This is a genomic window from Bradyrhizobium sp. Kon10 (assembly GCF_055807395.1).
Genome location: NZ_JBVVOZ010000004.1, coordinates 78,839 through 90,142 on the forward strand (window position 1 = coordinate 78,839; position 11,304 = coordinate 90,142).

Genomic DNA, 11,304 nt, shown 5'->3' on the forward strand with positions numbered 1-11,304 from the left:
CGTTCAACGGCGACGTTGATCGACGACGAGTGCGGCGTCAGTTGCGCCGAGCGCTGAAGACTATCGGCATCCGCGCGCCTGCGTGGTGGCTGAACCACTACATCAAGCATCGATCCTATGAGCCCGGTCGCACCGAGACGTAGGATCAAAGCGGCCGAACTACCAGTCGTCAAAGCGGCTCTGCTCAAGAGACAGGAAAACAAATGCTGTCTCTGTCCAGAACCGCTGACGATGGCGACTGCCTGCGTCGATCACAACCACCGCACCGGACTAATACGGGGCGCGCTATGTAGAAATTGCAACGGAATCGAAGGGAAGATATTCAACCTCGCGAATCGCGCGAAGCGCACGATGACAACCAAGGACTTCCTTGGACGAGTGATCCTGTACTGGATCAAACACGAGACCGATCAAACAGGTCTCTACCATCATCTGCATAAGACGGCGGACGAAAAACGAGAGCGCACAAACAAGAAGGCGCGCAATAGACGCGCGCTTCTAAAGGCTAAGGCATAATAAGAAAATGCAGACGATAGATGCTCAGCTTGAACTCGAACGTAACATGGTCGTCAAAGGTGCTGAGACCTACGAAAGGACCGTCAAGGAAGCTGAAGACAAGGGACGCGGCGCGGAGACTTCGTATGCGCAGCGGCTGTTGCAAGAGTTCATGTTGCCTCTAATCGAGGCGCTGACCTCTTTCGTTGAAACCAACAAGCCCGGTAAGCACGGTAAGGCGCGCACGTTGTTGAAGCGCGCAGCGCCCGACAAGGCGATGTACCTTGCCATGCAGGCAGTGTTCAATTCGTTCACGCACGAGGCACCGCTTGCGGGCCTCGCTACGCGTATCGGAAGGATGATCGAGGACGAGGTACGGTTCTCTCGCTTCCAAGAGATACACGGAGACTACTACGCAGCGATCAAGAAGGACTTCGCCCGCAAGGGTACGAAGGACTACCGCTACATGCACCGCGTACTGACGCACAAGGCGAACGAGCTAGCGGACGAGTGGATCGAATGGACCGTGGCTGAGCGCGCTGAAGTCGGTATGAAGCTCGTGGACATCGTTCTAGAGAACACTGATCTGATGGAGAAGCGCCAGTTCAATCAGCACGGCAAGACGCGCACGTTGCTGGTGCCAACCGAGAGCGCGAAGAAGTGGATCGAGGATCACAAGGAGTTCTCCAAGTTCCTGTTCCCAGACAAGATGCCATGCATCATCCAACCGGATGATTGGACGGGCTTGAACCAAGGCGGCTACTACAGTCCTGAGCTTCGGCAGTCTACGCCGATGATTAAGACGAGCGGTAAGCGGCACCGTCAGCATGTACAGGCCGGAGACCTGGCGCTGACTATGGAAGCTCTGAACGCTCTGCAAGCCGTGCAGTGGGAAGTGAACCGGGACGTGCTCGCAGTTGTCGTGCAGTGCTGGAACGCAAACATGCGGATAGGTATGCCGCAGAAAGACCCACTGGAAATTCCTCCAAGCCCGGTAGCGAAGCGCGAGACTGAACTCACGCCTGAAGAACAGGAGAAGCTTACTGACTGGAAACACGAGGCTGCGGAAATTCATACGCAGGAGAAGGAGAGGCGCAGCAAGTCGTTCCAGACGGCGCGCATCATTCGGCTTGCCAGTGAGTACACTAAGTACAATTGCTTCTGGTACGTCTGGTACGCAGACAGCCGTGGCCGCTTCTATCCCACGACGGCTGGCTTCAACCCGCAGAGTTCTGACCTTGCAAAGGGTCTGCTGCGCTCGCATGTAGGTAAGTCACTAGGCAAGGGCGGGTGGCGAGCATTCCGCATCACCGGAGCTAACCGCTTCGGTAACGACAAGATCAGCTACGCTGACCGCGTGAAGTGGGTTGACGAGAACAAAGAGTTCTTCGTCAGGGCCGCTAACGATCCCATGTCTCATACAGACGTGTGGGGCAATGCCGACAAGCCGTGGCAATTCCTGGCGTGGTTGTTCGAGTACAGAGACGCTTGCGCGCTCGATGCACTCGGCATTGGAGCAGAGCAGTTCGTATCGCATAGCGCCAACGGTCTCGACGGAACATGCAACGGACTACAGCACTTCAGCGCCATGCTGCGTGACGCAACTGGCGGTGCTGCGACGAACCTTGTTCCTGCCTCCTTACCTGCCGACATCTATTCGGCAGTAGCGAAGGTCTGTACCGACAAACTTGCGGCGTCGGATGCGGCTACCGAAGACATCAACTGGTTAGAGCTTTGGCTGAGCTTCATTGCGAAGCACAGCGAAGGCACGATAGCGCGCAAATGCGCTAAGCGTCCAGTGATGACGCTGCCCTACGGATCGACGCGACAGTCCTGCACGAAGTACATTTTCGAGTACATCATGGAGACCGACCGCGAGCACTTCCCCGGCAACTTCAAGGCCGCTTGCTGGCTGACGCCGCATATGTGGTCCTCCATTGGAGAGGTTGTTGTTGCGGCTAGGGACGCGATGGGATGGCTTCAGAAGTGCGCAGGAGTTCTTGCCAAGGCGAACGAGCCTATCTCGTGGAAGGCTCCTGACGGCTTCCCGGTGTATCAGGGAACGCGGGTCATCACGTCGTCGAAGATCGAGACGCAACTCGGCGGGCGCTTCCAACTTCGCATCGGTTCGTTCACCGAAGAGATCGACAAGAACCGACAGCGCAATGGCGTATCGCCAAACTTCGTTCACAGCCAAGACGCCGCGCACATGCGCGCCGTTGTTAGAAAGTGCAAGGCCGAAGGGATTGTTCCACTGGCTTTCATCCACGATGACTTCGGAACACATGCCGCCGACACTGCGCGGCTGCACGAGATCATTCGTGAGACCTTCGTGGACCTTTACGAGAGCCACGATCCGCTGCGCGCGTTAGCTGCACAGTACGAGGATACGGAGTACGAGCTACCTGAACTGCCTGCTTATGGCACGCTCGCCATTCAGAGCGTCAAGCAGTCCGCGTATTTCTTCGGGTAAGTTCCTCCCTATTAGATAAAAGACCATTACCAAGGAAATCATACTTGAGCTACCACGAGTTGTCCGACGAGGACAAACTTGAGGAAGCGATCAGGTTCGTAGCTGTAGGCCAGCCTCTGCCGGAAACACTAGAAACGTTTCTGCGCGAGGCTGGTCTATACGAAGCGATCACTGAGCCGCAATGCCCTCATTCGTAACATCAGTCGCAGTACCGCCTGTCTCTCAGGAGTTCATCAAGGCGCTACGTGACGCATTCCGCCCCTATGAAGTTGAGCCTGGATTTGAACGCGACGAACTCATGCAGTCCGTTGGCGAGCAGAAAGTCATTGCTTGGATCGAGCATCACGCTCTGCAAGGGCGCACCGTCACAGGTGATCCTATGGCTGTGCGTTCCGTTCATCCTACAGGAGCAATCGTCAAGATAGGAGAGTAATGCTCCGACCAATCACGCCCGTTGATGTCGGGCTGATAATTGAAATGCTTCTCGCGCTACACGTCGAGAGCCCGCACTACAACAAGGTGCAGCCCGACGTAGACTACGTTAGTACGACACTCGCCTCTATGATTGAGCAGCCCAATTTCATCGGGCTCATAGACTGCGATCTTCGTGGCTTCATGTTCGGCACTTCAAGCCGGACTTGGTTCGATCCAGAACTCAACGCCTACGAACTCTTGCTCTACATCCTCCCCGAATACAGAGGCGGTCTGTTGGCCGCGCGACTAATCAAGCAGTTCGAGCACGACGCTATGCGCCTCGGTTGCGTGCATGTACGCGCGGGCACGAGCACGCGCGTCAACACGGAGGAAGTTCTGAGACTGTACGAGCGGCTGGGCTACACGCGCGAAGGCCATACCGTAACTAAAAGGATAAAGTAATTTGTGTGACCCGGTTACAATGACGATGGCTGCGCTCGGTGGCGCTGCCGCGTTGTTCGGTGGATCGAGTAAGGCTGCACCTCCGCCGCCGCCTCCTGTCATCACTCCGCAACCAATGACCTCGCGTGATCCGAATGCGGACGTGAAGGTTGGCGACGGCGTGAAGAAGCAGGACAACTCTGCAACTCCGCAGTACGAAGGCTTCACTGAGAAGCGCATCACCGGAACGCCGCTAGGCGGTCTCGGTCGTAGCGGGCTCGGTCTGTAATGACCGCGCCCTCTGCGCCGAAGGGAACGCTTCAGCACAGGTGGGACAGGCTAGACGGTAAGAAGAGTGGCTTCAAGTTTCGCAGTGAGCAGTACGCTCGCTGGACGCTTCCATTCTTGTTTCCTATCGACACGCTAGCGACGGAGACTACTGAGCGACAGCTTAGCAATGACAGCATCGGCGCACGCGCCGTGAACCATCTGTCAAACAAAGTTGTCTCGACACTGTTCAGGCCGCAAGGCCCGTTCTTCCGATTGAGCCTCAGTCAGGATCAGAAGAAGAAGGTCCAGGTACTGACAGACGGTACGAACGCTGATCCGGCTGAAGTCGCAAAGCTTCTCGCCAAGATCGAGAACGAACTCAACAGCACTGAGCGTCAGGCAATCGAGTACCTCGATATGGTTGCCTACCGACCGCAGGCTACGTTCGCTGCTCAGTTGCTTGTCGCGACAGGCAACGCGCTTGTGTATCATCCCGAAGGACGGCCAGTACAGGTATTCAATCTGCGCGACTACTGCGTTGTGCGAGACCTTAGCGGCGCTGTCATCGAGATCATGACGCGCGAGACCAAGGCGTTCGAGACGTTCCATCCTGACGTGCAGATACAACTGCGCACCCACAAACAGTCTAACGCGCCTGAGTACGACGACAGCACTGACGTTACTGTCTACACTCAGATCAAGCTCCAAGACGACGGCAAGTTTCACGCGAAGCAGGAAGCTGGTTGTATCGAGCTTGATACGACAGAGGCTAGTTGGCCCGTCAAGACGCTGCCGTGGATTCCTCTGACATGGACGCTTGTACGTGGTGAAGACTACGGGCGCGGTCTTGTCGAAGACTACGCTGGCGCATTCCACGCTATCGAGGTTCTGACGCAGGCGCTGATTAACCTCGCCGGTATCATGGGCGACATCAAGTTCCTCGTAAACCCTACATCGCTGATCGATGTTGATGCTCTGAACAAGTCAGAAGCTGGCTCGTATCATAGTGGCAAGGACGGTGACGTTACAACGATCAAGCTCGACAAGTTCAACGACGCGAACTTCATCGTCACCATGATCGAGAGATACGAGAAGCAGATCGCGCAAGCGTTCCTGCTGAACTCGACACTCACTCGTAACGCTGAGCGTGTCACTGCCGAAGAGATCAGGCTACAAGCCAATGAGCTTGAAATGTCTGTCGGCGGTATCTACTCACGTCTCGCCCTACAGTGGCAGCTACCGACTGCGTACGTTACTCTAGACCATATCAAGTTCAATGGTGTTCACAACGGCATCACGCCGCAGATCATCACAGGTATGGATAGTCTCTCTCGTCAGGGAGAGCTTGAGAACGTGGCACAGTGGGTCTCTGCACTCGGCTTGCTGAATGGTGTGCCTGATGACGTGCGCGGTGTCATCGACCCGCTGAAGTTCGCTGCGTACATCGGTATGCAGTTGCAAGTGGACTACAACAAGTTCCTGTTCACGCAATCGGAGCTTCAACAGAGGCAACAGCAGCAGCAGGACGCGCTTGCAAAACAAGAACAAATGAAAGCTGCCGGGACCGTTGCCGCAGAGGCCGGTAAGGCAGCAGTACAAGGATCACAGAACGGATGACGACTGAAGCTACCGCTACAGACAAGGCTCTCGCTGCGCAGGGCGCTACGTTGGATAACCTCGATCCCGGCGCGACCGGGACAGATGGTGTCCCGAAGCCGCCGCCTGCGCCGTCTAATGAGCCGCCGCCGAAGCCCGAAAAGAAGGAAGGTCTCGACGAAGATCATAGCGGCAATGACGACCCTGCTGCGAAGGCCGCTGCTGAAGCGGAAGCTAAAGCCACGGCTGACAAGGAAGCTGCCGATAAGGCGGCTGCTGACAAGGAAGCTGCTGGACCGCTGAAGTCCTATACGGCCTTCCCCGAAAGTCCGGCCGCTCAGGCTGCGGTTAACCTGCTGAAGGAAGCGGGCCTCGGGCCGAACGCTGCGAACGAGTTCTTCGCCAAGGCTATCAAGTCTGGCGACTTGAACGACGTTGACGTTGCTGGACTTGAAGCCAAGCTCGGTAAGGACAAGGCCACGCTAGTTATGGCTGGCGTACGAGACCACTACACGAAGCTGGCTGCTGCGTCTGAAGCTACCGTCAAACAGACGCACGAAATCTTCGGCGGCGAAGCGAACTGGACGACCGTGAAGACCTGGGCACAGACGGCTGAGAAGGCTGACCCTGCACTCAAGGCACAGATCGATGACATCCGTTCGTTGCTGGACGAAGGCGGTGGTCGCGCAGCGGCTGGCGCTCGTGAGCTTCTTCGGCTGTACAATGCTGCACCGCAGACCAAAGGCATCGGTACGTCCAAGCTCGTGTCCGGTGATAGCACTGGCACAGTCATTGGTACGGCGCTTAGCCGGGCCGACTACATCAACGAACTGAAGGCCGCGCACGGTCGCGGAGCGAAGCCCGCAGAGATCGCCGCCATCGACGCTCGGCGTCGGGCAGGCAAGGCCGCAGGCATCTAACATACGGACTAACCGCTGTACCTCCCTATTAGGAGATACAGCGGACTAGTCTGCATTCATTCCCTATAGGAGATATATTGTCTTTCACAATTCCCGGTCCCGACCTTTCTGATGTCGGCGTAGACCTCCTGCTCGAACAGTACGGCGGTGAGGTTGAGAGCCAGTTCAAGAAGTCGGCCACCATGCGACAGTACGCGAAGGTTCGCCCTGTCCGTGGTACTGATACCATTACGAACAACCGTGTCGGTCGTACCACGCTGAAGGCACTCGTGCCCGGCGTTCGTCCGCAGGCTGAGACCACGCCGTTCGGTAAGGTCTCGCTGACCGTCGATACGGTCGTGCTGGCCCGCGACAACCGTTCGATGCTGAACGATCTTCAGACGCACTTCGATGCGCGCATGGAGCTTGCTCAGGATCACGGTAAGGAGCTTGGCTACTTCTTCGATCAGGCTTTCATCATCATGGCGATCAAGGGCTCGACTGCCTCTGCGCCTGTGCTTGGTGACGGTACTCCGTCGAAGCAGTCCATCGGCGCTGGCAAGAACAAGACCCTGACCTCTGCTGGTGACGAACTCGATCCCGACAAGCTGTACAATGCTATCGCTGATATCATTGTGCGGATGGAAGAGGAAGAAATCCCGGTTGAAGAACTGGTGATCTTCGTTCGTCCGACGCAGTTCAAGGTGCTGCTCGACCACAACAAGCTCGTCAACGAACTGTACTCGACTGGCAACGGTGACTTCGCTCGCGCGAACATCTGGACCCTGTTGGGCGCGCGTATCGTCAAGACCGCCCGCATCCCGACTGCCGCGATCACTGGACACTTCCTGTCCAACTCGGGCAACAGCGCCGCGTACGATGTCTCGGCTTCGCAGGCGAAGTCCGTCGCGGTCATCCTGCATCCGAAGTCGCTGCTCGCTGGCGAGACCATTCCGCTCACGAGCGACATCTGGTTCAACCGCGAAGAGAAGCAGTGGTTCATCGATAGCTTCCTCGCGTTCGGTGTGACGGTCAACCGTCCCGACGTGTGCGGAGCCGTCTTCAAGGCGTAAGCCTAACTACCCCATTACGCCCGGTCGCTCGCAAGAGTGGCCGGGCTTTTTGCATTGGATATAAAGTGGACCGTGCTACCATTATCAACTCTATGCTCTCTGTGGTTGGAGAGAGCGGTGTCAGTGCTGTAACGACGACGCATCCGTCAGTGCACGCTGCATCACGTATCCTCGACACAGAGGATATCGACTTCCAGCAGATCGGCTGGTGGTTCAACCGCGAGTACGAGCTTACGCTGGTCCCAAATTCACAGGGGCGCGTTGCCGTGCCCGCCGCTGCGCTCGACATGCGTATCTCGGATGTCAGGAGCAAGTCCGATCCCAAAGAGAAAGCTCGCTACGCGCGTCGTGGGAACTTCGTATACGACACATTCAAACACACTGACGTTATCAACGTCGGTGTTGTCGTGGACATCGTAACCCGCATTGCTATCGAAGATATGCCGTCAGTTGCATCGAGCTATCTGAGACACATCGCGCGTCAGAAGATGTACCAAGACGACGACGGCGATACCTACAAGAGCGAGAAGCTTGAACGCGAGACCATGCTTGCATGGCAGCGCCTGAAGGCAAAGGAACTCGCAACGCTGGCTACGAACGCGTTGGACAATCCGACTGCGCGGCGTCTGCAATCCGGTATCCGTGGCTCTGGCTTCGCACGCAATCCTAATCTCATTGGTGGTCTTATCCGATGAAGGTCGATGGATCATTAGGCTCGCTGCTACAGGGCGTATCGCAGCAGCCTCCGCGTGATCGCCTTGATGGTCAATGCACTCTTCAAGAGAACATGACATCGAACCCTGTGCATGGATTGATGCGCAGACCGCCTACTGATCTTGTTGGCTATCTTACGAGTGCTTCAAGCGTTCTTGGATGGCACAACTTTCAGACGCGTGATGGAAACAAGTTCCTGGCGATGTTTAAGCCCGGTGGCGTTTCCGTGTTCGATCTGAACGCTGCCGCACAACCAGTCACTATAACCGGGCCTGCTGCTACGTACCTTGCTAGCTCCGGTGCAATCAAGTGCAGCACTGACGATAGGGATAAGACAATCGTTGCGAACACTGCTGTCGCCGTTGCAATGACTGCATCGCCTACAGGGTATTTCAACACTGAAGGAACTGGCGCTGCTATATTTCAAGTGCTTGGCGGCTCTTTTGGAACCAAGTACGCGATCCTCATCAATGGTGTCGAGGTGTCGTACTACATCGCGCCAAACGGCAGTGAAGCCGATACACGTTGGTCCGAAACGTCTACTGTAGCATCTGCACTCTTGGATGGTTTGCTACACAACACTGGTGTGCAGCCGCTTGGATCGACGTTAAGCGGGTCAAAGTACGGCAGTGGTTACTGCGCTGGATGGTCGGCTGGCATCGTGGGTGATCTGTTCTGGATCAAGGCTCCTGTCGGCACGACGTTCACTGCAACCGTCGCTGATGGTGCAGGCGGTATAAACTTCAAGTCGTGTACAGACACTGTAACGAAGCTCTCTGATCTTCCGCGTCTTGCTCCGCACTATTATGCAGTGCGCGTAGCTGAGCACTCAGACAAGGACAAAGACCTTTGGTTCAAGTTCGTAGTGTCAACACTTGAGGGAACAAGTACGCCAAGCGCAGCGAGCTTCGGTATCGCTGGCTACTGGCAAGAATGCGTAGCTCCAAACACGAACACCGTTATCGATGCGGCGACCATGCCACACAAGCTCACGTACAACGCACCAGGGTTTACGTTCGCTCGCGAGACATACGATCCACGCGGTGTGGGAACTACAGTGTCTAATCCGGACCCGTCGTTCGTCGGTAACAAGATCAACGATGTGACGACGTTCCAAGGACGTACTGTGTTCCTGTCAGGGTCGAACGTCATCATGTCACGTACTAACCGCCCAACGCACTTCTGGCGTGGATCGGCGTCTGCGCTTGTTGACACTGATCCTATCGACGTGAACTCGACGGTGGAAAGTTCTCAGATGCTGGCTGCTGTGCAATTCAACAAAGACTTGGTGATGTTCACGCGCAAGGCACAGCATGTGATCTTCGGACGCACTGCGCTTACGCCAATGAACGCGGCCCTTGTGTTGACCACGAAGTTCGAGAGCGAGCCAGCGGCGCATCCGGTCTCTGCCGGGCGCAACGTGTTCTTCTCGTCTAACTTCGGTAGGTTCACTGGCATCCGCGAGTTCTTCGCTGAGAGCACGGCAGACAGAAATGATAGTCGGCCAATCACGCAGCACGCAAATGAATACCTTGTCGGCAAGGCGAGGAAGCTGACGGTCTCAGCGAACTATGAGACGCTGCTTGTGCATACTGACGCGAACCAGACTGACGTGTACCTCTACCAGTACATTTGGGCCGACGACAAGAAGATACAATCTGCGCTCTCAACATGGAGGTTCGAGCATGACATCGTGTACAGCTTCTTCGACGAGCATATGCTGTACCTCGTGCAGCGGATCGGCACAGATTATTACCTGCTTCGACTTCCGCTAGACGTGCAGGACAGCGACGATGTTGGATACCCGGTGTATCTCGACCAACGCTTCGACGTAAAGAACTGCTACAACTCATTTGTGTTGCCGTACAGTTACCTGAACTCGGCGAAGCTGGTCTGTGTGCAGGGTAGAAACTGTGAAGCGCCTGGACTAACCGTTGCCATCAAGAGCATCGCGAATGTACCCGGTACTGGATACGTGGTGACACTCAAGAAGAACATGCTTGGTGGTGACATCATTGTCGGTACGCGGTTCAAGTCTCGGTATATGCCGACGATGCAGCGTGTGAAGGATCAGAACGGTATCGTAATGGGTACAGCGAAGTTGCGTGCAAAGCACTTCATCGCCTCCCTGTCTGACACCGGCTACATCGCTGGATGCGCTCGGTCGAAGTACGGAGACGGACCTGAAGTCTCATTCAACGCGCATATCGTCGGTGACATCGATAACGTTGTTGGAGAACAACCGCTCAGCAATGAGAAGTTCGTTCTCCCGTTCAGGGAGGACGTGACACATGCTGAGATCGAGTTCTACTCCGACAGCCATCTGCCTATGACGCTCATCGATATCGAGTACGTAGGCCAATACTACAAGCGCGGTCGTCGCATCGCGAACCAACGTGGAGGTAACTAATGTGGGCTGACTTAGCCCTAAGCGGCGGACTGTCGGCTCTGCGTACAGGTCTCTCGTATAAGCAAGCCAAGGAAGACGCGGAAGCGAAGCGTGCTTGGCAGAGCTACAAGAATACCATGACCAAGATGGCTGATGCAGCGAACCAGAACATTCTCACGACCAATGAGAACATGGCTCGCAGCAACAGCGCAGAGCAGGCGTTCCAGATTGAGCGCAGCGAGTACGTCACGGAAGCGCAGGCGGAAGCGTCTGCTGCTGCCGCTGGCGTAGCTGGTCGCTCCGTCAACGCGGTGTTGTTCGATGTCGAGAGCAACGCCGCAGTAGCGCAGAGCAGAAGGAAGGCCGACCTGCAAGCGCAGTACATCGGTATCGACAATCAGAGGGTACAGAGTTCGTTCCAAGCTGCGATGCAGATGGACTACAGCCCGATACCCAATCCAAACCCTGCAACATACATGCTCAACTTCGCATCCGACATGACGAAGCTGTATCAGAGCAGCAAGCCTAAGTAAGGAATAC

Annotated in this window: 10 protein-coding genes; all 10 read left to right on the plus strand. The window is 56.0% G+C overall.

The genetic code is table 11. From position 1 onward, the window contains the following. Window positions 1–117: 117 nt before the first annotated feature. Window positions 118–516: an endonuclease domain-containing protein gene (locus AC0L2O_RS07905; RefSeq protein WP_473369325.1), complete on the plus strand. Its 399-nt coding sequence runs from the start codon at window positions 118–120 to the stop codon at window positions 514–516. A 7-nt stretch (window positions 517–523) separates the two neighbouring features. Beyond that, complete coding sequence (locus AC0L2O_RS07910) at window positions 524–2,968, plus strand: DNA-directed RNA polymerase (protein ID WP_473369326.1); 2,445 nt, start codon at window positions 524–526, stop codon at window positions 2,966–2,968. 432 nt (window positions 2,969–3,400) lie between these two features. Further along, window positions 3,401–3,844, plus strand: a complete 444-nt coding sequence (locus AC0L2O_RS07915; RefSeq protein ID WP_473369327.1) for a GNAT family N-acetyltransferase — start codon at window positions 3,401–3,403, stop codon at window positions 3,842–3,844. Window positions 3,845–3,863: 19 nt separating this feature from the next. Beyond that, window positions 3,864–4,112: a hypothetical protein gene (locus AC0L2O_RS07920; RefSeq protein ID WP_473369328.1), complete on the plus strand. Its 249-nt coding sequence runs from the start codon at window positions 3,864–3,866 to the stop codon at window positions 4,110–4,112. Beyond that, the gene (locus AC0L2O_RS07925; protein WP_473369329.1) at window positions 4,112–5,710 is read left to right on the plus strand and encodes a portal protein; all 1,599 of its coding nucleotides are present in this window, start codon (window positions 4,112–4,114) and stop codon (window positions 5,708–5,710) included. Before AC0L2O_RS07920 ends, AC0L2O_RS07925 begins: the two co-directional genes overlap by 1 nt. Further along, window positions 5,707–6,609, plus strand: coding sequence for a hypothetical protein (locus AC0L2O_RS07930; protein ID WP_473369330.1), 903 nt, complete (start codon window positions 5,707–5,709; stop codon window positions 6,607–6,609). Before AC0L2O_RS07925 ends, AC0L2O_RS07930 begins: the two co-directional genes overlap by 4 nt. Window positions 6,610–6,686: 77 nt before the next feature. After that, the gene (locus AC0L2O_RS07935; protein ID WP_473369331.1) at window positions 6,687–7,661 is read left to right on the plus strand and encodes a hypothetical protein; all 975 of its coding nucleotides are present in this window, start codon (window positions 6,687–6,689) and stop codon (window positions 7,659–7,661) included. A gap of 65 nt (window positions 7,662–7,726) precedes the next feature. Continuing rightward, complete coding sequence (locus AC0L2O_RS07940; protein ID WP_473369332.1) at window positions 7,727–8,356, plus strand: hypothetical protein; 630 nt, start codon at window positions 7,727–7,729, stop codon at window positions 8,354–8,356. Beyond that, window positions 8,353–10,785, plus strand: coding sequence for a phage nozzle protein (locus AC0L2O_RS07945; protein ID WP_473369333.1), 2,433 nt, complete (start codon window positions 8,353–8,355; stop codon window positions 10,783–10,785). Before AC0L2O_RS07940 ends, AC0L2O_RS07945 begins: the two co-directional genes overlap by 4 nt. Beyond that, a complete protein-coding gene (locus AC0L2O_RS07950) occupies window positions 10,785–11,297 on the plus strand; it encodes a virion core protein, T7 gp14 family (protein ID WP_473369334.1) in 513 nt (170 codons plus the stop codon). Before AC0L2O_RS07945 ends, AC0L2O_RS07950 begins: the two co-directional genes overlap by 1 nt. The last annotated feature ends 7 nt before the right edge of the window (window positions 11,298–11,304 follow it).

What these genes read in the sequence shown, in the direction of transcription:
- AC0L2O_RS07905 (WP_473369325.1), top strand. Translation starts at nt 118, where the DNA reads ATGAGCCCGGTCGCACCGAGACGTAGGATCAAAGCGGCCGAACTACCA.
- AC0L2O_RS07910 (WP_473369326.1), top strand. Translation starts at nt 524, where the DNA reads ATGCAGACGATAGATGCTCAGCTTGAACTCGAACGTAACATGGTCGTC.
- AC0L2O_RS07915 (WP_473369327.1), top strand. Translation starts at nt 3,401, where the DNA reads ATGCTCCGACCAATCACGCCCGTTGATGTCGGGCTGATAATTGAAATG.
- AC0L2O_RS07920 (WP_473369328.1), top strand. Translation starts at nt 3,864, where the DNA reads ATGACGATGGCTGCGCTCGGTGGCGCTGCCGCGTTGTTCGGTGGATCG.
- AC0L2O_RS07925 (WP_473369329.1), top strand. Translation starts at nt 4,112, where the DNA reads ATGACCGCGCCCTCTGCGCCGAAGGGAACGCTTCAGCACAGGTGGGAC.
- AC0L2O_RS07930 (WP_473369330.1), top strand. Translation starts at nt 5,707, where the DNA reads ATGACGACTGAAGCTACCGCTACAGACAAGGCTCTCGCTGCGCAGGGC.
- AC0L2O_RS07945 (WP_473369333.1), top strand. Translation starts at nt 8,353, where the DNA reads ATGAAGGTCGATGGATCATTAGGCTCGCTGCTACAGGGCGTATCGCAG.
- AC0L2O_RS07950 (WP_473369334.1), top strand. Translation starts at nt 10,785, where the DNA reads ATGTGGGCTGACTTAGCCCTAAGCGGCGGACTGTCGGCTCTGCGTACA.